This window comes from Amycolatopsis lexingtonensis, from assembly GCF_014873755.1.
In the GTDB taxonomy this organism is placed as follows: Bacteria; Actinomycetota; Actinomycetes; order Mycobacteriales; family Pseudonocardiaceae; genus Amycolatopsis; species Amycolatopsis lexingtonensis.
Map to the genome: position 1 here is coordinate 2,016,903 of NZ_JADBEG010000001.1, position 24,410 is coordinate 2,041,312.

The following is a 24,410-nucleotide window of genomic DNA, read 5'->3' on the forward strand; positions in this document are numbered from 1 at the left end:
GGCCCACGTCTTGAATGAGTCATTCAGGACCTCCGAAGACCTGAATGACTCATTCAAGACACTCAGCACCTGGCTCCACGGCCCGAAACCTGACACTGCGATAACCCCGCTCGAGCGCGGTGTGTAATCTCCGAACGGAAATGGCGACCACCACCGACCCCGCACAGACGCCCTCGGCCGGACTGGCCGAGCGGCTCCGCGTGCCCTCGCGATTCCCGTACCGCACGATCGCGATGGGCACCGTCGGGAGCACCCTGCTCATGCTGGCCGCCTTCGGCGCCGGCGGCATCCTGATCAAGGACCCCGTGCTCGGCCACGGCCCGCTCTCGTGGATCCGCTACGGCCACGGGCGCATGCTCGCCAACGCCGTCCTCTACACCGGCTTCGGCCTGGTCGTGTGGGCGTGGGTCCGCCTCGGCCGCTACGTGCTGGCCGGGCGCATCGGCAGCCGCCCCATCCTGGTCGCGGCCGGCTGCTGGATGGCGCCGCTGCTCATCTCGCCGCCGCTGTTCACCCGCGACGTCTTCTCCTACCTCGGCCAGGGCGCCCAGCTGCTCTACGGGCTCGACCCGTACGCCAACGGCCCCGCCGAGCTCGACGTGCTGCCGAACGTGGTCCAGAACGTCCACCCGCTCTGGCAGACCACCCCGGCGCCGTACGGGCCGCTGTTCCTGCTGATCTCGAAGGGCGTCGTCGCCACCACCGGTGACAACATGATCCTCGGCGTCATCCTGATGCGCGTCGTGCTGCTGGCCGGGCTCGCCGGCACGCTGTGGGCGCTCCCGCGGCTGGTCAAGCACCTCGGCGGCAAGCTCCCGGTCGCGCTCTGGCTCGCGGTGGCCAGCCCGATGATGGTGATCCACCTCTTCGGCGGCCCGCACAACGACCTGATGATGCTCGCCTTCCTCACCATCGGCGTCCTCGCCGCACTGGAACGCAAGCACGTCGTCGCGGTGGTACTGGTGACGATCGGCATGCTGATCAAGCCGACCGCCGCGATCGCCCTGCCGTTCCTCGTCTGGATCTGGGCCAACCACCTCGAAGGCGAGTCGAAGGTCCGCAACTTCCTGCGCGCCGGTGCGGCGTCGGTGGGCCTGTTCCTGCCGGTGTTCGTCGCGGGCACCTGGATTTCCCTCGGCTCGCTGAACATGGGCTGGTGGTCCGGGCTCAAGGCACCCCAGCTGATCGCGAACTGGCTCAACATCCCGACCGGCATCGGCGAGGTGTTCTACAACCTGGTCCACCTCGTCGTGGACGTCCAGGTCTCGCCGTTCGTCACGGTCGCCCGCGCGGCCGGCATGCTCCTGCTGATCGTGTTCGGCGTCCGCCAGTGGTGGCTCGGCCGCGGCGGCGGCACCGAAGCCGTGTACCGGGCGGGCATCTCGCTGCTGGCGGTGGCGATCCTCATGCCGCCGACCCTGCCGTGGTACCTGACCTGGGGTTTCGTGCTCCTGTCGGCGTTCAAGTGGCAGCCGCGGCACCTCGCGCTGGTGGTGGCGGTGTCGGTGTTCGTGACGCTGGTCTACTACCCGACGGGCGAGCAGGCCCTGTACGACTGGTGGTTCATCGCCCTGGTCGTGGTGGCCAGCCTGTACTCGGCGGCCTCGCTGCTGCGCCCGGACCCGCTGGGCATCATCGACGCCTGGCGCCGCCCGGAGAAGTTCCTCCGCGACTAACCGGTCCAGCCACGCCAGGTGTGGACGGTCGTCACCACCACCGCGTGCTCCGGCGGGCGCCCGGCGTACTGCTCGTACTTCGCCACCAGCCACGACACCGGCTCCGCCCGCTCGGCGTCCGGCAGGATCCGCGCGGTGCCGTCCGCCCGCACCCACCACAGCCGCGACCAGTCCTCGGCGTAGCCGTCCGCCAGGAAGCACACCGCCGGGTTCTCCTCGATGTTGCGCAGCCGCCGCAACGACGTCGTCGACTTCGGCTTGTGGTCCACCGCGAACACCACAAGATCACCGCGCACCGCGAACGTCACCGGCACCAGGTGCGGGATCCCCGAAGCCGACACCGTCGCCAGCCGCGCCACCCGGGCCGCGGCGAACCGCGCCCGGGCCTCTTCCGGCGTCATATCAGCGCGGGGGAGTCGAACGTCAACGTCCCCAGGTCCGCGTCCAGGCTCACCTGCACACCCAGCGGCACCGTCGGCGACGACGCCACGTGCCCGAACCCGAACTCCTCGACCACCGGCACCCCCAGCGGCCCCAGCCGGTCCAGCACCAGCCTGCGCACCTCCGCGGGGTCGCCGCACGCCGCCCACGACCCCAGCACGATGCCCCGGACACCGTCGAACCAGCCGCTGCGCAGCAACTGCGTGAACATCCGGTCCAGCCGGTACACGCTCTCCGTCACGTCCTCCAGCAGCACCACCGCGTCCCGCCCCGAACCCGCCTCCGGTGTCCCCAGCCCGGAAGCCAGCAACGACAGGTTCCCGCCCGTCAAAATGCCCGAAGCCCGGCCCGGGACCAGCGCGGTACCACCGCGGACCACGACGTTCCGCTCGGGTTCGAACAGCGCCCGCCGCAGGTGCTCCACCGCGAAGTCGTCGAACAGCACGCTCGCCGGCATCGGGGAGAACAAAGTGGACAGTCCCAAGTGGACGTTCACCGCGCGGTGCAGCGCCGTCACGTCCGACGACCCGGCCAGCACCTTCGGACCCGCGTCCCGCAGCGCCGCCCAGTCCACCAGGTCCAGCATCCGCTGCGCCCCGTACCCGCCGCGCGCCGCCAGGACGCAGCGCACGCCCGGGTCCAGCCACGCCTCGGTGAACTCCGCCGCCCGGGCCGCGTCCGAACCGGACAGATAGGGCGGCGATCCGGGCGAAGCACGCACGCACGGCCCGATCCGCACCTCGACGCCCCAGCCGCTCAGCACAGGCAGCGCCTTCTCCAGCAGGTCCGCCGGCACCGGGCCGGACGGCGCCACCAGCGCCAGCGTGTCGCCGGCCCGCAACCGCGGCGGCCTCACCGCGACAGCTCCAGCCGCGCCACGCCCGGCGTCTCGAAGCCCAGCACCTGGCCGTAGAACGACAGCTCCGCCTCCAGCGCCGCCACGATCGTCTCCGCCTGCCGGAAGCCGTGCTGCTCACCCGGGAACCGCTGGTAGGCGTACGGGATCCCGCGCCCCTCCAGCCCGGCCACGAACCGGTCGGCCTGCTCCGGCGGGCAGATCCGGTCCTCCAGGCCCTGCTGGAACAGCACCGGCCCGGCCAGCGACCCGGCGTTCGCCAGCGGCGACCGGTCGACGTACCGCTGCCGGGCCGAGGGCAGCGGTCCGACCAGCCCGTCGAGGTACCGCGACTCGAAGTCGTGCGTCTCACCGTCGGTGCCGGTCCACCCGGCCAGGTCCAGCACCGGGTACATCACCGTGCCCGCCCGGTACGTCTTCGTCGTGGTCAGCGACGCCGCCGCGGTGAACCCGCCCGCGCTGCCCCCGCGGATCCCGAGCCGGTCGCCGTCGGCGAGCCCGGCCGCCACCAGCGCCTCGGCCACCGCCACGCAGTCGGCCACGTCCACCACGCCCCACTGCTCGCGCAGCCGCTCCCGGTAGGCCCGCCCGAACCCGGTCGACCCGCCGTAGTTCACCGCCGCCACGCCGATGCCGCGGCTGGTGAAGTACGCGATCTCCAGGTCCAGCACCGGGAAGTGCTGCCCGGTCGGCCCGCCGTGGACTTGCACCAGCAACGGCGGCAGCTCACCTTCGGGCGCCGAAAAATCCGGGTTCGCGGGCAGGTACAGCACCACCGGCACGTCGTCGCCGGCCGCCGTCGTGATCACGCGCTCTTCGGGCACCGGCAGGTACTCCGCCGGCAGCTCCGGCTGCGGCGTCAGATCCGTCACGACCGCGCCGGCCAGCTGCACCACCGCGGCTTCGCGCACCGGGCCCGCGGCCACCCCCACGAACCCGTCGCCGAACGCCGCGAACCCCGTCGAGGACCACGCCGTCAGCTCCTCTCCCAGCGGTGTCAGCGAGCCGTCCGCCTCGTCGAGCACCGCCAGCCGGCCGCCCGCCAGCACCGCGTGCCGCCCGCCGCCGAGCGGGACGAACCAGCGCGAACCGACCTTCCACAACGGCCCGCCCAGCTCCCGCGCCACCGGCGCCAGGTTCACCAGCGACCCGTCCAGGCCGACCCGGTGCAGGTTCCACCAGCCGTCCGGGTCCAGCAGCGCCAGCAACGACGCCGGCGTCTCCCACTCGACCTGGCACACCGAAACGTCCGCGCCGCCGGCCAGCACCTCGTGCGGCCCGAACGACCCGTCCTCGGCCACCGGCGCCACGCACAGCTCGGTCCCGTCCCACGGCATCGCCGGGTGGTCCCAGCCGAACCAGGCCGCGTGCCGTCCGTCCGGCGACAGCTTCGCCACGGTCAGGAACCGGTGGCTGGAGGCCAGCACCCGCTCCCCGGCACCGGACAGCGCGATCGCCACCAGCTCCCGCTCGACGTCGGTCGGCCGCGGTCCGGTGGAGCGCTCCCGGACCGCCCACACCTCACCCGGCCGCCCGGCCCGGAGGTCGCCGTACCGGACGCCCTGCGGCTCCGCGGGCTCCGGTGTCAGCGGCACCACACCGGTTTCGCTGAGCGCGTAAACCCGCTGATCCGCCCAGTGCGTGAACACCACCACACCGTCGGTCACCGCCCACGGCCGCCCGCCGTACTCGTGCAGCCGGTTGCGGACGTTCCACGGCGCCGGCAGGACGTCCTCGGTCCCGCCCGGAACGGCCTTCACCAGCGCGACCCTGCCCTGCTCACCGGGCCGCGCCTCGGCCCACCACACCTCGTCCCCGACGACGTCGAGCCACTGCGGGCCGCCACCGGCGGCGGCCACCTCGGCGGCGGTGATGGGCGAGGACCAGGTTCCGTACGGCGAGATCCGAGACACCCCCAGAGGCTAGCGGCCCGCGAAGGTGGGGCGGCGGATGCCGATCATGCGGCGGTGGCCTAGGGTCGACAGTGCTATGTCTCGCGTAATCCACGTCTTCCGCCAGCCGGATCGGTTCGTCGCCGGCACCGTCGGCGAGCCCGGCGATCGCACGTTCTACCTCCAGGCTTCCGAGGACGTGCGCACCATCAGCGTCACCATCGAAAAGCAGCAGGTCGTCGTCCTCGCCGAACGCCTCAGCTCGCTGCTCGAAGAGGTCGCCAGCCGCTTCGGCGCCGACGTACCCGACGACGTCCCCGAGGACCTCGTCGACGTCGACCCCCTCACCGTGCCGGTCGAGGAGGAGTTCCGCGTCGGCACCATGGGCCTGGGCTGGGACGCCGACAGCAGCGCCGTCGTCATCGAGCTGCTCGCCATCACCGAGGGCGAGGTCGACGAAACGGTCGTGCTGGACGACACCGAAGAGGGCCCGGACGCCGTCCGCGTCTTCCTCAGCCCGGCCGCCGCCCGCGCCTTCGCCGAGCGCGCCGACCGCGTCGTCAACGCCGGCCGCAAGCCGTGCCCGCTGTGCGCGGAGCCGCTCGACCCGGCCGGCCACATCTGCCCCCGGCAGAACGGCTACCGGCGCGAGACCGACGCGGGCGAAGACTGACCATGGCCACCACCCCCGCCGAGCAGCCCGACCCCGCCGACCCGGCGTCCCGCGAGCTGGTCACCCACGGCCGCATCGACGTCGAAGGCCGGCTGGTGGACGCCTCCAACGTCACGCTGTTCTGCGCCATCGAGCTCGACGGCGTCACCGGCCGGGTGGTGTACAAGCCGGTGTCGGGGGAGCGGCCGCTGTGGGACTTCCCGGACGGCACGCTGGCCGGGCGCGAAGTCGCGACCGCGATCATCGCCGACGCCACCGGCCTCGGCGCCATCCCGCCGACCGTGCTGCGCGACGGCCCGTTCGGCCCCGGCATGGTCCAGCTGTGGGTCGAAACCACCGAGGACGACCTCGTCGAGGTCCTCCCGGCCGGCGAAATCCCCGACGGCTGGCGCCCGGTGCTGCACGCCCACGACCGCGACGGCGAACCGGCGGTGCTGGCCCACGCCGACCACCCCGGGCTGCGCGACCTCGCCGTCCTCGACATCGTCGTCAACAACACCGACCGCAAGGGCGGGCACCTGCTGCCCGGCGTCGACGGCCGCGTCTACGGCGTCGACCACGGCATCTGCCTGCACACCGACCCGAAGCTGCGCACCGTGCTGTGGGGCTGGATCGGCGAACCGGTGCCGCCGGACACCGTCGAGAAACTCCGCAAGCTGCGCTCGGAGCTCGACGGCGGCCTCGGCGAGACCCTGTCCGAGCACATCACCCGGTTCGAGATCCGCGCGCTCGCCGAACGCACCGACCTGCTGCTCGCCGAAGGGATCTTCCCCGAACCGGGCGACGACTGGCGCGCCATCCCGTGGCCCCTGTTCTGATCGACGCCGCCGCCAGGGCCCGGCTCGCCGACCGCTTCGGCGCCGAACTGGCCGGCCCGTGGTGCGACGCGCTCCCGGACCTCGTCGCCCGCCTGAGCGCGCGGTGGGGGCTGACCGTCCGCGAGGCCAGGCCCGGCAACACCGGCCGCACCCTCCTGTGCACGGGTCCCGGCGGTGACCTGCGGGTCCTCAAGCTCACCCCGGACCCCGAAGTCGCGCGCCTCGAAGTCACCGGGCTGCGCGCCTGGGCCGGGTGCTCCCGCGTCGTCCAGGTGCTCGACGCCGACCTCGACGCCAACGCCATCCTCCTCGAAGGCCTGGTCCCCGGCACCCAGCTCGACGGCGACGTCCCGTGGCCCGAGATCGGCGAGATGCTGGACCAGCTCCACGCCGTCGAACCGCTCGGTGACTTCGGGCGGCTCGCCGAAGGCATCGAGTTCATCTTCACGCTCTCCGAGCGCCGCCGCCGCGAGTCCCCGGCCGTCGAACACCTCAGCGCCGAGGTGCTGGCGAAAGGCCGTGAACGTGCCATGGAGCTGGCCACCAGCGGACCGGTCACCCTCATCCACGGCGACCTGCACCCGGCCAACGTCCTCGACGCCGGGCCCGGCCGCGGCGCCGTGGCCATCGACCCGCGCCCAGGTCTGGGCGACCCCGCGCTCGACGCCGTGGACTGGATGTTCGTCCCGGTCGCGAAGGGCGGCACGATCGACGACGGCCTCGCCGCGCTCGCCCCGCACGTCACCGGCTTCGACGCCGAGCGCGTCCGTGCCTGGTGTGTCGCGATGGCCCCGTTGGTCGCGCTCGCCCCATTGCGCCGCGGGGAACCGTCGCCGTTCACCGAAGCCGTCCTGGAACTGGCCCGCTGACCGGCGTGGCACGACCCACCGAGGTGCCTCGGCGCACTAGGTTGCCTGGTCGTGCGCTCCCACTCCTATGACGACGTGCTGGCCAGCCGACGCCGCAAGAAGGTGCCGGAGGTGCCCGCCGAACCCGGTCTCGTGGTCGAGGACCCGGTCAGCGGCTTCTGCGGCGCGGTGGTGAAGATCGAGTACGGCAACGTCGTGCTCGAAGACGCCAAGGGCCGCCACCGCGTCTTCCCGTTCGCCCCGGCCGGCTTCCTGCTGGAGGGCAAGCCGGTGACGCTGGTCCCGGTCAAGGCCCCGGCGAAGGCACCCGCCCGGCAGATCTCGGCGTCCGGCTCGGTCAAGGTCCAGGGCCTGCAGGCCCGCGTCGCCCGCGACTCCCGCATCTGGGTCGAAGGCAAGCACGACGCCGAGCTCGTCGAACGCGTCTGGGGTCACGACCTGCGCGTCGAAGGCGTCGTCGTCGAACCCCTGGACGGCGTCGACGTCCTCGCCGACCGGATCGCCGAGTTCGGCACCGGCCCCGGCCGCCGGCTCGGCGTGCTGGTCGACCACCTCGTGCCCGGCAGCAAGGAGTCCCGGCTCGTCGAGGCGATCCGCGACGACAACGTGCTGGTCACCGGCCACCCCTACATCGACGTCTGGGAAGCCGTGCGCCCCGAAGCCGTCGGCATCCGGGCGTGGCCGAAGATTCCCCGTGGGACCGAGTGGAAGCAGGGCATCTGCGACGCGCTCGGCTGGGGGCAACCTTTCGAAGGCTGGCAACGTGTCCTGAGCGGGGTGAGCAGTTTCCGCGACCTCGAGACCCCGCTCATCGGGGCCGTGGAGCGGCTCATCGACTTCGTCACCGAACCCGCCGAGGAGGACTGAATGTCCGATTTGTCCAAGGTCACGCGAAGGTTACGTCCCGTCACTGCGCCGGTGCGATCCGGCGCGATCTGAGAGCATGAAGCCATGTCTTGGGCACTGGTCTGGTTGATCGTCGGCATCGCCCTGGTGATCGCGGAGGTCGTCTCCGGGGACTTCGTGCTGATCATGCTGGGGGTCGCGGCACTCTTCGGCGCCGGCGCCGAGGTGCTCACCGGGAACCTGTTCATCGACGTCGCCGTGTTCGCCGTCGCCTCCGTCGGCATGCTCGCGCTGGTGCGGCCCGCGCTCAAGCGCCGTTTCCTCGCCGGGCCGACCCACCACACCGGCATCGAAGCGCTGATCGGCGCCAGAGCCGTCGTCCTGTCCACAGTGGACTTCGAGGCGGGCCAGGTGAAACTGGCCGGGGACGTCTGGTCGGCGCGCAGCATGTCGGAGCACCTCCCGCCCATCCAGCCCGGCACGTCGGTCACGGTCGTCGAGATCTCCGGAGCCACCGCCGTCGTTGCGGCCGAGCCGTGAGCCTCGGGCTCGTCACCGTCGGAGCAGGCCGGGCCGCGGTGATCGAACGGCTCGGGAAGTTCCGCGTCGTGCTCGGCCCCGGCCGCCACTTCGTCCTGCCCTTCGCCGACCGCGTCCGGGTGCGCGTCGACCTGGGCGAGCAGATCCTGTCCGCGCCGCCGCAGCCGGTCGAGACCGGCGACGGCAAGGAAATCGACGTCGGATTCGAAGTCGTCTTCGCGGTCACCGACCCGCGGCTGGCGACCTACGCGACGACCAACCCGGCGATCGCGATCGAGCAGCTGGCCCGCACCGCGCTGCGGCAGGAAGCCGGCCTGACCACCGCCGAGCGCGCCGTCACCGCGCCGGGGGACCTCCACCGTACAGTGTGGACGGTCCTGCACGACACCACCGGCCGCTGGGGCGTCGCCGTGAAGGAGCTGAAGCTCTCGGTGCGTCCACCCGCGGCACCCGGAACACCGTCAACCGCCCAAGAATGGTACTAGGTAAGGGGAAATTCTCTTGACCGGATTTGTGATCGGCTTGGTCATAGCCTTGGCCTTGCTGGTGATCATCACGATAGCCAAGGCGGTCATGGTGGTGCCGCAGGCGCAGTCGGCCGTGATCGAACGGCTCGGCCGGTTCCGCACGGTCGCCTCGCCGGGCCTGAACATCCTCGTGCCGTTCCTGGACAAGGTGCGCGCCCGGATCGACCTGCGCGAGCAGGTCGTCTCGTTCCCGCCGCAGCCGGTGATCACCGAGGACAACCTGACGGTGTCGATCGACACGGTCGTCTACTTCCAGGTCACCGACTCGCGCGCCGCGGTGTACGAGATCTCCAACTACATCGTCGGTGTCGAGCAGCTGACCACCACCACGCTCCGCAACGTCGTCGGTGGCATGAGCCTCGAGCAGACCCTGACTTCCCGCGACTCCATCAACACCCAGCTGCGCGGGGTGCTCGACGAGGCGACCGGCCGGTGGGGCATCCGCGTCAGCCGGGTCGAGCTGAAGGCGATCGACCCGCCGCCCTCCATCCAGGACTCGATGGAGAAGCAGATGCGCGCCGACCGCGAGAAGCGCGCCATGATCCTCACCGCGGAAGGCCAGCGGGAGTCGGCGATCAAGACCGCGGAAGGCCAGAAGCAGAGCCAGATCCTCTCCGCCGAAGGTGCCCGCCAGGCCACCATCCTCGCCGCCGAAGCCGAGCGGCAGTCCCGGATCCTGCGGGCCCAGGGTGAACGGGCCGCGCGGTACCTGCAGGCGCAGGGCCAGGCGAAGGCGATCGAGAAGGTGTTCGCGGCGATCAAGGCCGGCCGCCCGACCCCGGAGGTGCTGGCCTACCAGTACCTGCAGACGCTGCCGCAGATGGCGCAGGGCGACGCGAACAAGGTCTGGATGATCCCCAGCGACTACGGCAAGGCCCTCGAAGGGTTCGCCCGCGCGCTCGGCGCTCCCGGCGACGACGGCGTCTTCCGCTACGAGCCGCCGAAGGAGGACGACGTCCCGGCCAAGCCCGACCTCGAGGACGAAGAGGTCTCCAGCTGGTTCGAGACCAAGAGCGACCCGAAGGTCGCCGAGGCCGTCGCGGCCGCGGAAGCCGTGGCCCGCAAGGAGGTCCCGGCGATCGGGGCGCCGTCGACGCCGTCCGCGCGCCCGTCGATCCCGCGTCCGGCCCAGCCGGCGCCGGAAGCGGACGAGGACCGCGGCACGGAGGTCACGCCGTCCCCGAAGCAGCCGCCGACCCCGCAGAGCGGCCAGCCCGCGCTGCCCCAGCCGCAGTCGCCGGCCGGCCCGCCGCCGGGTGGCCAGTACCAGGGTCCGCCGCAGGGCCAGCCGCAGTCGCCGCCCCCTGGCCAGTTCGGCGGCCCGCAGCAGCAGAACCCGGGCAGCGGCCCGTTCCCGCAGCAGCCCCCGTTCGGCGGCCCCCAGGGCGGCCCGCGCCGCTGACGCGCACAGCCGTGAAGGCCTCCTTCCCAGGCGAAAACGCCGGGAAGGAGGCCTTCACGGCGTTTCAGCGCTGGTACACGGAAACGTCGTCGATGTCGGCCTTGGAGCGGTCCTTGAGCGCGATCACGCACGCCACCGTGACCACCGCCGACAGGACGATGTAGCCCGAGATCGAATACGGCGTCCCGGTCGCGTGCAGCAGCCACGTCGCCAGCAGCGGTGCCGGCCCGCCCGCGAACACCGACGCCAGCTGGTAACCCAGCCCGGCCCCGCCGTAGCGCAGGTGCGTCGGGAAGCTCTCGCCGATCAGCGCCGCCTGCGGTCCGTACTGCAGCGCGTGCGGGATGAACGACACCACGACCGCGGCGAACACCAGCGCGTGGCTGCCGTGCGCCAGGATCGTGAAGTACGGGAACGCGATCACGGCGGTGAACACGGCCCCGGTCAGGTACACCCGCTTGCGCCCGACGCGGTCCGACAGGTGGGAGAACAGCGGGATCAGCGCGAGCTCGCACGCCGCCCCGACGAGGACCGCGTTGAGCACGAACGTCTTGCTGAACTCGTGCCGCGCGACGACGTAGATCAGCACGTAGCTGGTGAACAGGTAGAACGGCATCTGCTCGCTGAACCGGACCCCGGCCGAGAGCAGGATTTCCCGCCAGTGGTGCTTGATCGCGTCCAGCACCGGGGTCCGGGCGGTCCGGCGGTTCTCGACGAGCTTGGCGAACATCGGCGTCTCGAGGATCTTCAGCCGGATCACCAGCCCGACCGCGACGAGCACCAGGCTGGCCAGGAACGGCAGCCGCCAGCCCCAGGAGTCGAACGCCTCGGGGGAGAGCGTCGCCGAAAGCAGCGTCATGCCGCCGGTGCCGAGCACCAGCCCGACCGGGACGCCGATCTGCGCGAAGCTGCCGAGCAGGCCGCGTTTGCGCTGGTTGCCCCATTCCATCGCGAGCAGCACCGAGCCGCTCCACTCGCCGCCGATGGCGATGCCCTGCACCAGCCGCAGCAGCACCAGGAGCAGCGGCGCGGCGATCCCGATCGCCGACGTCCCGGGCAGCATCCCGACGACGCCGGAGGAGATGCCCATCAGCAGCAGGGTGACGATCAGCGTCGCCTTCCGCCCGATCCGGTCACCCCAGTGCCCGAAGATCGCGGCCCCGACCGGGCGCGCGGCGAACCCGACCGCGTAGGTGGCGAAGGACTGCATGGCTCCCGCGTAGGCGCTCGACGCGGGGAAGAACAGGTGCGGGAAGACCAACGCCGCCGCGGTGTTGTAGAGGAAGAAGTCGTACCACTCGATCGTCGTGCCGATGGCGCTCGCCAGCGCCGCCCGCCGTACTTGCACTCGCCCTGACCTGCTGTCCGGCTCCACCTTGTGAGTGACGCCGTTGTCGCCCAAGACCATCTCGCAACACCTCCGGTGACCGATGTCACACAACAGTGTGACGCCCGTGGACGGTTTAGGCGATCGATGACCGGCATCTCGTCCGGTCGGTGATGAACTAAAGTGCAGATTCAGCAACTTTGCAGATTCGGCAAACTTCGCTATGGTGGGTGCATGGACGCCAAAGGCCTGCGCGAGCGCAAGAAGCACGAGACGCGCATCGCGCTGAGCTGGGCGGCCATCCGGCTGACCGTCGAACGCGGCCTCGACAACGTCCGCATCGAAGACATCGCCGCCGAAGCCGGGGTTTCCACCCGGACCTTCAGCAACTACTTCGGCAGCAAGGGCGAAGCCATCGTCGCCCGGCACCAAGACCGGGCCCGGGCGATCGCGGCCGCGCTGCGGGAACGGCCCGCCGGGGAATCGATCTGGACGGCCATCACCCAGGCCGCGCTCGAGGGGTTCGCGCTCGGCCAGCCCGTTCCCACCGGGCAGGCCGCGGACCAGTCGTGGATCGAAGGACTGCGGCTGATGGTCGCGGAACCCGCACTGCAGGGCGAGTTCCAGAAGGCCGGCGCGGCGGCCGAGGCCGAACTCGCCGCCGCCGTCGGCGAACGCACCGGCACCGACCCCGCCCGGGACGTCTACCCGCGGCTCGTCGCGGGGGTCGTCGGGGCCGCGCTCAACGTCGTCACCCAGCAGTGGCTCGTCGCCGAGCCGCCGCAACCGCTCGAAAGCCTCCTGCGCGACGTGTTCGACCGGCTCTCCGCCGGGTTGCCCGAACCGCGCTGACCGTCCACTGAAGACGCCCGCACGACGGGCCATTTCGTCCTGCCCAAGAGGAGTTCCGCCATGGAAGACGTCGTCATCGCCGGAGCCGGGCCCAACGGCCTCATGCTCGCCTGCGAACTCGCCCTCGCCGGCGTTCGCCCGCTGGTGCTGGAACGGCTGCCCGAGCCCACCACCGAGAACCGCGCCAACGGGCTCGTCGGCCAGGTCGTCCGCCTCCTGGACCGCCGCGGCCTGCACGAACGGCTGGCCGGCCCGCTCGGGCCGCCCACGCCCGCGTTCGTGTTCGGGGCGATGCGCCTCGACCTCACCCTGACCGACCCCAACCCGCTGACGATCCTCGGCGTGCCGCAGCGGCGCGTCGAGGCGATGCTCGGCGAACGCGCCGCCGAACTCGGCGTGGAAGTCCGCCGCGGCCACGAGCTCACCGGCCTGAGCCAGGACGCCGACGCGGTCACCCTCGAGGTCTCCGGCCCCGGCGGCCCGTCGCGGATCACCGCGCGGTACCTCGTCGGCGCGGACGGCGGCCGCAGCGTCACCCGCAAGCTCGCCGGCATCGGCTTCCCCGGCGTCACCGAAGACCGCACCCTGTCGCACACGGCCAACGCCACCGTGCCCGCCGAGTTCGTCGACCCGGCATCCGGCGGCCTGCGCGTGCCCGGGCACGGCGTCATCCCGCCGTTCTTCCACTACCGCACCGAAATCGGCTTGTTCGTCTACGCGCCGTTCCCGGCCGGCGCGCTGGTCACCACGATGGAGTGGACCGACGAGGAGGAAACCGGCGACGAACCGCCGATGACCCTCGACGAGCAGCGCGCGAGCATCCGCCGTGTCCTCGGGTTCGACCTGCCGATCGGCCCGCCCGAAGGCGACGGCCCGCACCTGCTGCGGCGGCTGCGCGGACGCAACACCCGGCTGGCCGACAAGTTCCGCGAGGGCCGCGTCCTGCTGGTCGGCGACGCGGCGCACGTCCACTCCGCGATCGGCGGCCCTGGGCTCAACCTCGGGCTGCAGGACGCGGTCGGTCTCGGCTGGAAGCTCGCGGCCGCCGTGCGCGGCTGGGCCCCGGCCGGGCTGCTCGACACCTACGAGAGCGAACGCCGTCCGGTCGCCGAGCGCGTTGTCATGCACACCCAGGCCCAGGCCGCGCTGATCACGCCCGGGCGTGACGTCACCGCGCTGCGCGAGCTGTTCGGCGAGCTGCTGCGGCTGCCGAGCACGGTGCAGCACATCGCGGACCTGATGTCCGGCGCCGACGTCCGGTACGAGCCGGCCACCGACCACCCGCTCGACGGCCGCTGGGCCCCGGACCTGGTGCTGGCCGACGGCACCCGGCTCGCCGAGCTGACCACGACGGCCCGGCCGCTGCTGCTGGACTTCACCGGCTCGCTCGGCGACGAGCTGCGCGGCTGGACCGACCGGGTCGACCTCGTCACCGGCTCGGCGAAGGGCGACGTGACCGCACTGCTCCTCCGGCCCGACGGCTACGTCGCCTGGGCGAGCAGCGCGGTGGAGCCCGAGCGCAAGGCCCTGCGGACGGCGCTGGAGCGGTGGTTCGGCAGCCCGGTTGACATGTAGGAGATCTCCTACGTATGGTCGGCGGCATGACGATCACCCACGTGCAGTTCCTGACCCTGCCCGTCGCCGACCACGCCCGCGCGCGGGACTTCTACGTCGGCAAGCTCGGCTTCGAAGCGCTCGTCGACCGCCGCACGCCCGAGGGCGGCCGGTTCGTGCTGGTCGCGCCGAAGGGGGCGAAGACCGGGGTCGTGCTGACCGACCAGCAGGTCACCGGGGTCGAGCCGGGGTCGCGGCACTTCCAGCTGCAGACCACCGACCTCGACACCGACGTCGCCGCGCTGCGGGCGGCCGGGATCGAGGTGGCCGAACCGGAGGAGCGGCCGTGGGGGCGGGCGACGTCGTTCAAGGACCTCGACGGCCACACCCTCGGCCTGCTGCAGCCGTCGGACTTCGGCAACGTCCCGAACTGATGCCGGTCAACGACGACGTCTTCGCCGCGCTGGCCAGCCCGGCCCGGCGCGAGGTCCTGCGGCTGCTGCTGGACGGCCCGATGCCGGCCGGCGCGATCGCCGACCGGTTCGACATGGCCCGGCCGAGCCTCTCGGAACACCTTCGGGTACTCCGAGAGGCCGGCCTGGTCGCCGAGCAGCGGCAGGGCCGCAACCGCGTCTACCGGCTGGACGCGGCACCGCTGGAAGAAGTCGCGGACTGGCTGACGCCGTACGAGCGCTTCTGGCGCGGCAAGCTCGCCAACCTGCGTGACCTGCTGGACGAGGAGGACGACCTGTGACCGGCGACGATCCGACCGCGATCCACGTCGACCAGTTCCTCGCCCACCCGGCCCGCAAGGTGTGGCGCGCGCTGACCGAACCGGACTTGCTCGAACGCTGGATCAACATGCCCAACGACATCAAACCCGTGGTGGGGCACCGGTTCGAGCTGCTGGCCGAGCCGGTGCCCGCGGCCGGGTTCGCCGGCGGCCCGGTGGCGTGCGAGGTGCTGGAAGTCGAACCCGAGCGCAAGCTGAGCATCCGCTGGGGTCCGCAGTGGACGGTCACCTGGCGGCTGGTCCCCGAAGGCACCGGCACCCGCCTGTTCCTCAGCCACGAAGGGTTCGACCCGGACGACGAGTTCCAGCGCGTCTCCCGGCGGATCATGGGCGGCGGCTGGCGCTCCCACGTGCCGTGGGCGCTGGCCCGGTTGCTGGACACGCTGCCGGATCCGGCCCCGTTACCATCGGGTGGTGAACCCCGCGACCGCTGATCCTGCCGCGTCCAAACCGCTGCGCGCCGACGCCCGCCGCAACCGCGCGCGGGTTTTGGAGGCCGCCGAGAGCGTGTTCGCCGCCAAGGGCACCGGCGCGCCGACGGAAGAGGTCGCCCGCGCCGCCGGGGTCGGCATCGGCACGGTGTTCCGGCACTTCCCGACGAAGGAAGCCCTGCTCGAAGCGGTGCTCTACGCCCGGCTGCACCGCTTCGTCGACGAGGCCGAGGCCGCCGTCGCGGCGGAGTCCGCGGACCCGGGCGGGGCGTTCTTCACGTTCCTGACCAGCTGGATCGAGATGTCGAGCGCGAAGAACGCCTACTTCGAGGCACTCACCGCGGCCGGGGTCACCGTGCCGGTGGCGAAGTCCGACATCGGAGCCCGCCTGATGGAATCCCTCGGCGTGCTGCTTTCGCGCGCGCAGGGTGCCGGCGCGGTGCGCGAGGACCTCGTCGTCGGCGAGCTGATCACGGTGATCATCGGAGTCGCGCGGGCCGCCGAGTACGCCGGCCCGGACGCGCGCCTGCGCGACCGGGCCGTGACGATCCTCTTCGACGGCCTCCGCCCGTCAGCGGGGGACCGGCGCTGAGGCGACCGGCTCCAGCGCCGGGCGCTTCGCGGTGAGCGTGTCCCCGGAGGACTCGCCCCGCAGCCGGCGCCGCACCCACGGCAACGCGTGCTCCTGCGCCCACCGCAGGTTCTGGCTGCGCCGGGCCGCGGCACTCAGCACCTCACGCGGCCCCAGCTCGGCCGCCGTCAGCGGGTGCTCGACCCCGAGCGCGGCCAGCACCGCGATGGCGACCTCGGTGTGGCCGTAGGCGTTGAGGTGCAGCCGATCCGGAGCCCACCGGCGCCGGTCGCGCAGCTGCCGCATCGCCCACATGTCCACCAGGAGCGCCCCGTGCTTCGCGGCGATGGCGCGCACGAACTCGTTGTAGATCGCGACCCGGCCGCGCATCTTGCGGAACAGCGCGTCTTCGACCCCGTCGACCCCGGTGAACAGCACCAGCCGCGCCCCGGTGCCCCGGATCCGCGCGACGGCGACCTCGTAGTCGACCATCAGCGCGTCGATGTCGACCTTGGGCCGCATGAGATCGTTGCCGCCGGCGTAGAGGGTGACGAGGTCGGGCGCCATGGCCAGCGCGGGCTCGAGCTGTTCGGCCAGGATCTGCGGCAGCAGCTTGCCCCGGATCGCGAGGTTGGCGTACCGGAAGTCCGCCTCGCGCGCGGCGAGCTGTTCGGCGACGCGGTCGGCCCAGCCGCGGACGCCGTTCGGGTAGCCGGGATCGTCGTCGCCGACGCCTTCGGTGAACGAGTCCCCCAGGGCCACTAAGCGCTTGCTCATGTCCGCAGTCTAGGCAACGCCCGTCACGCGCTGACCTGCCGGGCCCGATGGTCGGCGACGTGCACCCGCGTCGCGCACCGCGTCGAGCAGAACCGCCGCCGGCCATTCCGGGACGTGTCCACATACGCCATCTCACAACCCTCCCGACCGCAGATCCCGAGCCGGTCCGGCGCCTCGCACACCAGGTGCGCGAGACCTCCCGCGGTGTAAGCCCGCACTCGGCCGACCGGTCCGGCGTCCTCCGCCGAGTAGTGCAGGTGGGGTGGCTTGCCGTCGTGGGTGGTGATGTACGGGCGGCACGCCGCTTCGGCGAGCAGCGTGTTGACCAGCTCCGGCCGGGCCGCGGACTCGGCGGCGAACACCGGCCGCAGCTGCTCGGCCCACGTCCCGATCCGCGTGGCCTCGTCCTCGGTCAGCGCCTTGATCGCCATGCCGTTGCGGACCATGCCGTCGAGGAGCTCGCTCGCCGAGCCGGCGTTGACCAGGTCGGCGGCCACGAGCGCGGCCGGGCCGCCGTAAGGGTTGAAGTGCACTAAGTCATTACAGCACGATCGGGGGCATGGACGTCAACCGTTGCCCCCGCTGCGGCTGGCCGCTCGCCGAACTGCCGGCGACCGCGGCCCAGCGCGCTTCCCACCGGCTCGACTACGTGCGCTGCGTCTGCGGCAGCTGGCTCGCCCGGCTCGACGGCGAAGTCGTCGGCGCCACCCGGCCGGCCCGGTGAGTCAGAGGTCGAGCACGCCCGCCGCGTTGTCGTTCCACTGGTCGACGCGGCGGATGTACTCGTAGAGCGCGCGGCTGCCGCGGACCCAGCGGCCCTGGTCGGCGATGGCGAGGTCGTCCGCGCCGGCCCGGCGCGCCTCGGTCGCGAACCCGGACCGCAGCGAGTGCCCGGTCACCGGGTACGGCAGGCTCGCCCGGACCCCGGCCCGGGTCAGGATCTGGTTGACGCCGGTGGTGCTCAGCGCGGGCACGCCGACGTTGCCGTGCCGGTCGACCCGGCGAAACGCCGGACCCTCGGTGATCCCGGCACCGGAGCGCCACGCGTGCCACGCCCGCACCGGGTCGGTCTCGGGGTTTTCGCGCCGCGGGACGACCATGTCGCCGGTGCTCTTGCCGTGCCGCACGGTCACCGCCAGCCCCCGGTCGTCGACCGGCTCGACGTCGGTGACCAGCAGGTTCGCCAGGTCCGAGCAACGCGCGGCGATCGGGAACCCGATCAGCAGCATCGCCCGGTCGCGGGCGCCGGCCAGGGTGTCCGGGCAGGCGCGCGACATCGCCCGCAGGTCGGCGAGGGTCACCATGGTGGCCTTGCCGCGCCCGCGCTGGACGCCCTCCCTGGCGAGCCGTTGCCGGTAACCCTTCAACGCCCGCCAGGCGGCGCGGCTCGCTTCGGGATCGACGACGACCTTGTGGTGCCGCAGCCCGGCCAGCGCCCCGGTGAGCCGCCGCTCGATCGTCGACGGCGCCGCCGGCGCGGCCAGCTCCGGCACCTCGGGCACCGCGCGTTCGTCCGGGCGCAGCGTGCGGCCGCGCTCGAGCCACACGACGAACCCGGTCAGCGCGCCGATCGTCGCCGACAGCGGCGGGATCCCGGCCTCGGCGGTGTAGTCCTGCCACACCTGCCAGTCCTGCGCGTAGGCCTTGAGCGTGTTGGGCGGCCGCTGCCCGTCGACGTGCCGGGTCGCGGCTTCGTCCAGCAGCGCGAGCCGCTCCCGCGGGCTGGCGGCGGCGAGATCGGCGTCGGTCACCGGTTGCAGGTCGGGCACGCGCCGAGGTTACGGGATGTCGATCTCCGCGGGCAGGAACCGGTCCAGGGCGTCGGCCACCTCATCGGGGCGTTCGAGGGTCTGGATGTGCGGGGCGCCGGGAACGACCTCCAGCTTCGCGCCGCCGCCGATCCGCGCGGCGACGGCGGCCATGCCGTCGATGGTGATCGACGCGTCGGCCTCCCCGGCGAGCGCCAAGGCCGGGGCCGGGAAACCGCGCAGCCGCTCGTAGACGTCGAGACCGCCGTAGCCACGCCAGATCGACGCCCACGTGACCGGGTCGAAGGAGGCGACGCACTCACGGGCGTAGCGCACGCCTTCGGTGTCGGCTTCGAGCGCGGCCGCGGTGAACCACCGCTCCAGTGTCGGCCCGACCAGCGGCTCCATGCCGCCGGTCTCGGCGATCCGCGCGCGTTCCTCGAACGCCGCCGGAACCGGCCGGTCCGGCGCGCCCAGCAGGGTCAGCGAGGCGAAGCGGCCGGGTGCGGCGACGGCGGCGGTCTGCGCGATCGCCCCGCCCAGCGACAACCCGGCGACGTGCGCGATACCCAGCTCGAGCGCGTCGAGCACGGCCACGAGGTCGGCACCGGCAGCGGCCATGGTGAACGGCAGCGGCGCGCCGGCGGCGGACCCGTGCCCGCGGCTGTCGTAAGCGAACACCCGCCGCCCGGTCGCCAGCCGGTCGAGCACCGGGTCCCACATGCGGCGGTCCAAGCCCAGGGAGTGCACGAGCAGCACGGCGGGCCCGTGGCTGCCCCGGGTGGTCACGGTGGTCTCGTGGTCGGAAGCGCGCATCCTCATGCCTTGATCTTCCCGGTCGCGTCCACGCAAAATCCGTGCCGGGACGCTGTCGATCCGCCCGGGCCCCGTTCGTATCAGCGGTGAAGACACCACCGAGGAGGACGACGTGAAGCAGTACCTGCTCAGCATCTACCAGCCCGACGGCCCCACCCCGCCGCCGGAGGTGCTCGACGAGGTCATGAAGAAGCTCGACGTGCTGAACGCCGACCTCAAGGCGGCCGGGGCGTGGGTGTTCGCCGGTGGCCTGCACCCGCCGTCGACGGCCACCGTGCTGCGGGCCGCCGACGGCGACACCCTCGTCACCGACGGGCCCTACGCCGAGGGCAAGGAGCACCTCGGCGGGTTCACCATCATCACCGCGCCCGACCTCGACGCGGCCCTCGCCTGGGGCGGGCGCCTCGCCGACGCCGTGGCGCCATTGCCGGTCGAGGTGCGACCGTTCAGCGGATGAGGATCGAGGACGTCTACGCCGCCGAGTACGGGCGTGCGGTGTCGGTCCTGGTGCGGGTCTTCGGGGACATCGACGTCGCCGAAGAAGCCGTGCAGGACGCGTTCGCCGAAGCCGTCCGGCGGTGGCCGGCCGCCGGGCTCCCGCCGAGCCCGGCGGGCTGGATCATCACCACCGCCCGCAACCGCGCGATCGACCGCCTGCGCCGCGAGGCCGCACGGGCGGACAAGCACGCCCAGGCGGCTCTGACGCACGCCGAAGCCGAGCCCGTCGAGGAGGGCGCCGTGCCCGACGAACGGCTCCGGCTGATCTTCACCTGCTGCCACCCCGCGCTGGCCCGCCCGACACAGGTGGCGTTGACATTGCGGCTGCTCGGGGGCCTCACGACGGCGGAGATCGCGGCCGCGTTCCTGGTGCCCGAGCCCACGATGGCCCAGCGGATCGTCCGCGCGAAGAACAAGATCCGCGACGCGGGGATCCCGTACCGCGTCCCGCAGGACGCCGACCTCCCCGCGCGGCTGTCGGGGGTGCTGGGCGTGCTGTACCTGATCTTCAACGAGGGCTACGCGGCCAGCACGGGGGAGCACCTGGTCCGCGACGACCTCTGTACCGAGGCGATCCGGCTCACGCGCGCACTGGCCGGGCTGATGCCCGATGAGCCGGAGGTCTGGGGGCTGCTGGCGTTACTGCTGCTCAGCCATTCGCGACGGGCCGCCCGCACCACCCCGGACGGCGACCTGGTGCTGCTGGCCGACCAGGACCGGTCTCGCTGGGACGCGGCGTCGATCGCCGAAGGCCAGGAGATCGTCCGCCGGTGCCTGCGCCGCAACCAGCCGGGGCCGTACCAGATCCAGGCGGCGATCCAGGCCGTCCACAGCGACGCCCCGACCGATTGGACGCAGGTCAAGGCGCTGTACGACCAGCTGCTAACGATCGCGCCGACGCCGGTGGTGGCGTTGAACCGGGCGGTCGCGGTCGCCGAGGTCGACGGCCCGGCGGCGGGACTGGCCCTGGTCGAGGCGCTGGATCTGCCGCGCTTCGGGCTGTACCACGCGATCCGCGCGGACCTGCTGGACCGCCTCGGCCGCCCGGGGGAGGCGGCGGAGGCGTATGCGGTGGCGATCGGGCTCACGGGGAACGGCGCCGAGCGGGAGCTTCTGCGGCGCAAACTCGCCGCCTCCGGGCGTCGCGGGTAGCCCACCCAGTTTTTGAGGGCCCCTTCCGACCATCAGGCCCATTTGAGTTCGGATATGTGACCTTATCCAAAGTCAGACGTGCCTCAGCTAATCTTTTGATTTTGAACAGCTGCTTCTGGTTCTGATCAGAAGCTTTGATAGGGTCCTGATCATGACGGAAGACGCTGGTCAGATCCGGGTTTGCGAGTACCGGCGGTGCGGGGCACCGCTGCCGCCCGCGGTGGGGCGGGGAAGCCGGGCGCGGTTCTGTCAGGACGGCAAAACTTGGGGGCGGCGGAACCTCACCTGCCGCGACGCCGAAGCCGTGCTGGCGGACGCCGAGTCGCTGCGGGAGAGCGACACTGAGCTGGACGACACCGCCGTCACCGCGCTCGCCGGCCAGGTCGACCGGGTGCTCGAACCGGCCCGCGGGCTCGTGGAGACGCTCACGACGCTGCGCCACCAGCTCGAGGCGACCACCGCCACCGCTCTCTCCGAGCGGGACGCAGCACTGGCCGAAGCCGATGAGCACCGTCTGCAGCGTGGCCGTGCCGAAGCCGCCGCCGCTCAAGACCGGGAGGAGGCCGAAGCGGCCGTCGCCGCGGCGAAAGCCGCCGAACAGGACAAGACCGCCGCCCTCCGGGAGCGGGACGAGGAGCGCGCGGCCCGGCGCGCCGCCGTGCAGGAGCAGCAGCGGGCCGAAGGACAGCTGGCCGCCGTCCGGGACGAACTCGCCCGGGTCGCCGATCGTGCCGACGCCGCCGCGGCCTTGGCCGGCGAACGCGCCGCGACGATCGCGACCCTGACCGCCGAACTGGCCGCCGCCCGGGCGGCCATCGACGAGGAACGCGGCCGCACCGCAGCTGCCGCAGCACGAGCCGAGGCAGCCGAAAGCCGTGCGGACGCCATCCAGGAACGCTTCGACGCCGCCCGCGAAGACCACACCAAAGCCGTGGCGGCGCAGGAGGACCGCGCCCGCGTCGATGCCGAACGCCTACGGGCCGGGTATGACCAGCGGCTCGCCGAGACGCAGGCCGCCCACGAACAGACGATCCGGTCGATGCACGAAACCACCACGAACCTGGGCGCCGAACTCCGCACTGCCGTAAGCCGCGGTGACGCGGCCGAGCGCGAGCTGGCCCGCGTGCTCGCCGTCCTGCGTGACACGTCGGAGCTACCCGAAACACTTAAGCAATTACTTGACCAATCGCCGAGTCAGTCTTAACTTAAGTAGATGCTTAACCATGATGAGTCGCTGGACCTGGTGTTCCGCGCCCTGGGCGACCGGACGCGGCGGGCGCTGGTGGAGCGGCTCGTGCGCGGTCCGGCGTCGGTCAGTGAGCTGGCCGAGCCGCTGACCATGTCGCTCGCCGCGGTCGTGCAGCACCTCCAGGTGCTGGAGACGGCCGGGATCGTGCGGTCGGAGAAGGTCGGCCGCGTCCGCACCTGCCGGATCGAACCGGAGGTGCTGCGCGCCGGCGAGCACTGGCTGGGACGGCAGCGCACCACGTGGGAGGGCAGGCTCGACCGGCTCGGTGACTTCCTCGCCGGGCCGGGGACCTCGGAAGGGAGCACGTCATGACCGTCAAGCACGCCACCTTCACCCTCGAACGCACCTACCCCGTGCCGCCGCGGCGGGTCTTCGCCGCGTGGTCGGACCCGGCCGCGAAGGCCCGCTGGTTCGTCCCGGACGGCTCGCACACCTTGGACTTCCGGGTCGGCGGCACGGAAACCGTCGACGCGCTCGGCCCGAACGAGACGAAGCTGAACGTCGTCTCGACCTACCACGACATCGTCCCGGACCAGCGGATCGTCTACGCCACGACGCTCAGCGGCGGGAACGCGCTCGCCACGGTCTCGATCACCACGGTCGAGCTGGTCGCGGAAGGTGACGGCACCCGGCTGGTGCTGACCGAACAGGGCACCTTCCTCGACGGCGCCGAGGAACCCGAGTGGCGCGAGCAGGGCACGGGCGACTGGCTCGACCGGCTCGGCGAGGCGCTGAAATGACCGCCGCACTCATCGAATCCCGCGTCTCGGCCGTGGCGGCGAAGGACGTCGAGGCCCTCGTCGCGCAGTACGCCGAAGACGTCACGCTGTTCGACGCGGTCGGCTCACTGTGCGACCGGGGGCGCGACGCCGAGCGGGCCCGGCTGACGCAGTGGTTCGGCGCCTACCGCACGGAGATCGGCCTGCGGATCCGGGACCTCGAGGTGGTCACCGGCGGCGATGTCGCCTTCGCGCACTACCTCTTCCAGGTCCGCGGCACCATGACCGACGGCACCGAGGTGTCGATGTGGGTGCGCTCCACCGTCGGGCTCCGGCGGGGCGAGGACGGCTGGAAGATCGTGCACGAACACAGCTCGGTGCCGTTCGACGGCGCCACCGGGGAAGCCCTCACGACGCTGGTTCCCGCGTCCGGTACCGCTGCGGGCTGACGCCGAACTCGCGCTTGAAGGCTGTGCTGAGGGCGAACGCGCTGCCGTACCCGACCTGGCGGGCCACCGAACCGATGGTGGTTTCCCGGTGCTGGCGCAGCAGGTCGGCGGCCAGCGCGAGCCGCCAGCCGGTCAGGTAGGCCATCGGGGTCTCGCCGACCGCCGCGGCGAAGCGGCGGGCCAGTGCCGCGCGGGAAATGCCGGTGGCGGAAGCCAGCTCGGCGACCGTCCACGGTTCCGCGGGCTGGTGCTGCAGCAGCCGCAGCGCCTGGCCGACGACCGGGTCGTCGTGGGCGCGGTACCAGGCCGGCGCCGCGGTGTCCGGCCGGTCGAACCAGGCCCGCAGCGCCGCGATCAGCAGCAGGTCGAGCAGCCGGTCGAGGACGGCTTCCTGACCTGGCACGTCCCGGCCGATCTCGGCGGCGAGCAGCGCCACCAGCGGGGTCGGCCAGTCGGCCGCACGCAGGACGATCAGGGTGGGCAGCGCCGCCAAGAGCCGTTTGCTCAGCTCGCCTTCCATCGTGTATGTGCCGGTGAGCAGCACGACCGGGCCGTCGGTGCCGTGGCCCCAGGTGCGGACGCCGAGGCCGGTGAGCTCGGTGAGGTGCCCGCCGGCGGGGGTCCGGCACTCTTGCCCGGGCAGGATGATCGCCTGCGGTGGCGTCCCGGGGTGGTCGGCGACCAGGTACGGGTCGGGGCCGCGGGCGATCGCGACGTCACCTTCGCCCATCGAGACTGCTTCGCCGCCGTCGGGCACGATCCACGCTTCGCCGCGGACGACGGCCACGACGGTCAGGGGTGCCCGGTCTTCGATGCGCAGCGACCACGGCGGGGTCAGCACCGAGCGCAGCAGGAACGCGCCGTGGGCGCGAGGGCCGTCGAGGAGCGCGGCGAGCGGGTCCATGCGCCGGAGTGTAGACGCTGGAACATGCCA

The 24,410-nt window shown here is 72.3% G+C and carries 30 protein-coding genes; 21 read left to right on the plus strand and 9 right to left on the minus strand.

The features are described 5' to 3' along the window. Positions 1–140: 140 nt before the first annotated feature. Positions 141–1,676, plus strand: a complete 1,536-nt coding sequence (mptB, locus tag H4696_RS09360) for a polyprenol phosphomannose-dependent alpha 1,6 mannosyltransferase MptB (RefSeq protein WP_086862965.1) — start codon at positions 141–143, stop codon at positions 1,674–1,676. Here mptB and H4696_RS09365 read toward each other — a convergent pair. Genes H4696_RS09365 through H4696_RS09375 form a run of 3 tightly spaced genes read right to left on the minus strand, consistent with a single transcriptional unit; the run spans position 1,673 to position 4,886 of the window. Then, positions 1,673–2,077, minus strand: a complete 405-nt coding sequence (locus tag H4696_RS09365) for a TIGR03668 family PPOX class F420-dependent oxidoreductase (RefSeq protein ID WP_086862966.1) — start codon at positions 2,075–2,077, stop codon at positions 1,673–1,675. The genes mptB and H4696_RS09365 overlap by 4 nt on opposite strands. Continuing rightward, positions 2,074–2,973, minus strand: a complete 900-nt coding sequence (locus H4696_RS09370; RefSeq protein ID WP_086862967.1) for a S66 peptidase family protein — start codon at positions 2,971–2,973, stop codon at positions 2,074–2,076. The genes H4696_RS09365 and H4696_RS09370 overlap by 4 nt, the downstream gene beginning before the upstream one ends. Then, positions 2,970–4,886 (minus strand): prolyl oligopeptidase family serine peptidase, encoded by a 1,917-nt coding sequence (locus H4696_RS09375; RefSeq protein ID WP_086862968.1) that lies wholly within the window; start codon positions 4,884–4,886, stop codon positions 2,970–2,972. Before H4696_RS09375 ends, H4696_RS09370 begins: the two co-directional genes overlap by 4 nt. Before the next feature lie 76 nt (positions 4,887–4,962). On the opposite strand from H4696_RS09375, the gene H4696_RS09380 reads away from it, so the two are divergent. The 7 genes from H4696_RS09380 to H4696_RS09410 all read left to right on the plus strand — a co-directional run bounded on the left by H4696_RS09380 (position 4,963) and on the right by H4696_RS09410 (position 10,540). After that, on the plus strand, positions 4,963–5,538 hold the full coding sequence (locus H4696_RS09380) for a DUF3090 domain-containing protein (RefSeq protein WP_086862969.1): 576 nt from the start codon (positions 4,963–4,965) through the stop codon (positions 5,536–5,538). Positions 5,539–5,540: 2 nt separating this feature from the next. After that, the gene (locus H4696_RS09385) at positions 5,541–6,356 is read left to right on the plus strand and encodes an SCO1664 family protein (protein WP_086862970.1); all 816 of its coding nucleotides are present in this window, start codon (positions 5,541–5,543) and stop codon (positions 6,354–6,356) included. Then, the gene (locus H4696_RS09390; protein WP_086862971.1) at positions 6,341–7,225 is read left to right on the plus strand and encodes an aminoglycoside phosphotransferase family protein; all 885 of its coding nucleotides are present in this window, start codon (positions 6,341–6,343) and stop codon (positions 7,223–7,225) included. Before H4696_RS09385 ends, H4696_RS09390 begins: the two co-directional genes overlap by 16 nt. 51 nt (positions 7,226–7,276) lie before the next feature. Beyond that, the gene (locus H4696_RS09395; protein WP_086862972.1) at positions 7,277–8,092 is read left to right on the plus strand and encodes a DUF3097 domain-containing protein; all 816 of its coding nucleotides are present in this window, start codon (positions 7,277–7,279) and stop codon (positions 8,090–8,092) included. 84 nt (positions 8,093–8,176) lie between these two features. Next, positions 8,177–8,611, plus strand: a complete 435-nt coding sequence (locus tag H4696_RS09400) for an NfeD family protein (protein ID WP_086862973.1) — start codon at positions 8,177–8,179, stop codon at positions 8,609–8,611. Continuing rightward, entirely contained in the window at positions 8,608–9,096 is a 489-nt protein-coding gene (locus H4696_RS09405; RefSeq protein ID WP_086862974.1) for an SPFH domain-containing protein, read from the plus strand. Before H4696_RS09400 ends, H4696_RS09405 begins: the two co-directional genes overlap by 4 nt. Before the next feature lie 16 nt (positions 9,097–9,112). Continuing rightward, complete coding sequence (locus H4696_RS09410; RefSeq protein ID WP_086862975.1) at positions 9,113–10,540, plus strand: SPFH domain-containing protein; 1,428 nt, start codon at positions 9,113–9,115, stop codon at positions 10,538–10,540. A gap of 64 nt (positions 10,541–10,604) precedes the next feature. On the opposite strand, the gene H4696_RS09415 is transcribed toward H4696_RS09410, so the two are convergent. Next, a complete protein-coding gene (locus H4696_RS09415; RefSeq protein WP_086862976.1) occupies positions 10,605–11,948 on the minus strand; it encodes an MFS transporter in 1,344 nt (447 codons plus the stop codon). 153 nt (positions 11,949–12,101) lie between these two features. On the opposite strand from H4696_RS09415, the gene H4696_RS09420 reads away from it, so the two are divergent. From H4696_RS09420 to H4696_RS09445, 6 genes are read left to right on the plus strand one after another with little or no spacing between them, the layout of a single operon-like run. Beyond that, positions 12,102–12,719, plus strand: coding sequence for a TetR/AcrR family transcriptional regulator (locus H4696_RS09420; protein ID WP_086862977.1), 618 nt, complete (start codon positions 12,102–12,104; stop codon positions 12,717–12,719). A 60-nt stretch (positions 12,720–12,779) separates the two neighbouring features. Then, positions 12,780–14,294 (plus strand): FAD-dependent monooxygenase, encoded by a 1,515-nt coding sequence (locus H4696_RS09425; RefSeq protein ID WP_192782195.1) that lies wholly within the window; start codon positions 12,780–12,782, stop codon positions 14,292–14,294. A gap of 26 nt (positions 14,295–14,320) precedes the next feature. Next, complete coding sequence (locus H4696_RS09430; protein WP_192782196.1) at positions 14,321–14,707, plus strand: VOC family protein; 387 nt, start codon at positions 14,321–14,323, stop codon at positions 14,705–14,707. Then, the gene (locus tag H4696_RS09435) at positions 14,707–15,027 is read left to right on the plus strand and encodes a metalloregulator ArsR/SmtB family transcription factor (RefSeq protein ID WP_192782197.1); all 321 of its coding nucleotides are present in this window, start codon (positions 14,707–14,709) and stop codon (positions 15,025–15,027) included. The genes H4696_RS09430 and H4696_RS09435 overlap by 1 nt, the downstream gene beginning before the upstream one ends. Beyond that, a complete protein-coding gene (locus H4696_RS09440) occupies positions 15,024–15,500 on the plus strand; it encodes an SRPBCC domain-containing protein (protein ID WP_192782198.1) in 477 nt (158 codons plus the stop codon). The genes H4696_RS09435 and H4696_RS09440 overlap by 4 nt, the downstream gene beginning before the upstream one ends. Continuing rightward, on the plus strand, positions 15,481–16,089 hold the full coding sequence (locus H4696_RS09445; protein WP_192782199.1) for an SbtR family transcriptional regulator: 609 nt from the start codon (positions 15,481–15,483) through the stop codon (positions 16,087–16,089). The genes H4696_RS09440 and H4696_RS09445 overlap by 20 nt, the downstream gene beginning before the upstream one ends. On the opposite strand, the gene H4696_RS09450 is transcribed toward H4696_RS09445, so the two are convergent. Beyond that, on the minus strand, positions 16,069–16,845 hold the full coding sequence (locus tag H4696_RS09450; RefSeq protein WP_192782200.1) for an SGNH/GDSL hydrolase family protein: 777 nt from the start codon (positions 16,843–16,845) through the stop codon (positions 16,069–16,071). The genes H4696_RS09445 and H4696_RS09450 overlap by 21 nt on opposite strands. Before the next feature lie 23 nt (positions 16,846–16,868). After that, positions 16,869–17,378 (minus strand): CGNR zinc finger domain-containing protein, encoded by a 510-nt coding sequence (locus H4696_RS09455; protein ID WP_192782201.1) that lies wholly within the window; start codon positions 17,376–17,378, stop codon positions 16,869–16,871. A 26-nt stretch (positions 17,379–17,404) separates the two neighbouring features. Between H4696_RS09455 and H4696_RS09460 the strand changes: the two genes are divergently transcribed. Beyond that, positions 17,405–17,569 carry a hypothetical protein gene (locus H4696_RS09460; protein WP_166640695.1) on the plus strand — a complete coding sequence of 55 codons (165 nt, stop codon included), beginning with the start codon at positions 17,405–17,407 and terminating at the stop codon, positions 17,567–17,569. A 1-nt stretch (position 17,570) separates the two neighbouring features. On the opposite strand, the gene H4696_RS09465 is transcribed toward H4696_RS09460, so the two are convergent. Together H4696_RS09465 and H4696_RS09470 are read right to left on the minus strand one after the other, a co-directional pair. Beyond that, positions 17,571–18,614 carry a tyrosine-type recombinase/integrase gene (locus H4696_RS09465; protein ID WP_192782202.1) on the minus strand — a complete coding sequence of 348 codons (1,044 nt, stop codon included), beginning with the start codon at positions 18,612–18,614 and terminating at the stop codon, positions 17,571–17,573. A gap of 9 nt (positions 18,615–18,623) precedes the next feature. Then, positions 18,624–19,415, minus strand: coding sequence for an alpha/beta fold hydrolase (locus H4696_RS09470; RefSeq protein WP_192782203.1), 792 nt, complete (start codon positions 19,413–19,415; stop codon positions 18,624–18,626). A 106-nt stretch (positions 19,416–19,521) separates the two neighbouring features. On the opposite strand from H4696_RS09470, the gene H4696_RS09475 reads away from it, so the two are divergent. The 6 genes from H4696_RS09475 (at position 19,522) to H4696_RS09500 (ending at position 23,476) form a co-directional block, all read left to right on the plus strand. Continuing rightward, the gene (locus tag H4696_RS09475; RefSeq protein ID WP_086862471.1) at positions 19,522–19,866 is read left to right on the plus strand and encodes a YciI family protein; all 345 of its coding nucleotides are present in this window, start codon (positions 19,522–19,524) and stop codon (positions 19,864–19,866) included. Beyond that, entirely contained in the window at positions 19,863–21,059 is a 1,197-nt protein-coding gene (locus tag H4696_RS09480) for an RNA polymerase sigma factor (RefSeq protein WP_086862470.1), read from the plus strand. Before H4696_RS09475 ends, H4696_RS09480 begins: the two co-directional genes overlap by 4 nt. Before the next feature lie 151 nt (positions 21,060–21,210). Next, the gene (locus tag H4696_RS09485) at positions 21,211–22,263 is read left to right on the plus strand and encodes a coiled-coil domain-containing protein (RefSeq protein ID WP_225955634.1); all 1,053 of its coding nucleotides are present in this window, start codon (positions 21,211–21,213) and stop codon (positions 22,261–22,263) included. A gap of 9 nt (positions 22,264–22,272) precedes the next feature. Further along, positions 22,273–22,620 (plus strand): ArsR/SmtB family transcription factor, encoded by a 348-nt coding sequence (locus H4696_RS09490; protein ID WP_086862469.1) that lies wholly within the window; start codon positions 22,273–22,275, stop codon positions 22,618–22,620. Continuing rightward, on the plus strand, positions 22,617–23,048 hold the full coding sequence (locus H4696_RS09495; RefSeq protein WP_086862468.1) for an SRPBCC family protein: 432 nt from the start codon (positions 22,617–22,619) through the stop codon (positions 23,046–23,048). Before H4696_RS09490 ends, H4696_RS09495 begins: the two co-directional genes overlap by 4 nt. Beyond that, positions 23,045–23,476: a YybH family protein gene (locus tag H4696_RS09500; protein WP_086862467.1), complete on the plus strand. Its 432-nt coding sequence runs from the start codon at positions 23,045–23,047 to the stop codon at positions 23,474–23,476. Before H4696_RS09495 ends, H4696_RS09500 begins: the two co-directional genes overlap by 4 nt. On the opposite strand, the gene H4696_RS09505 is transcribed toward H4696_RS09500, so the two are convergent. Then, entirely contained in the window at positions 23,436–24,380 is a 945-nt protein-coding gene (locus H4696_RS09505; protein ID WP_086862466.1) for an AraC family transcriptional regulator, read from the minus strand. The two genes, H4696_RS09500 and H4696_RS09505, sit on opposite strands and share 41 nt — an antisense overlap. Positions 24,381–24,410: the final 30 nt, after the last annotated feature.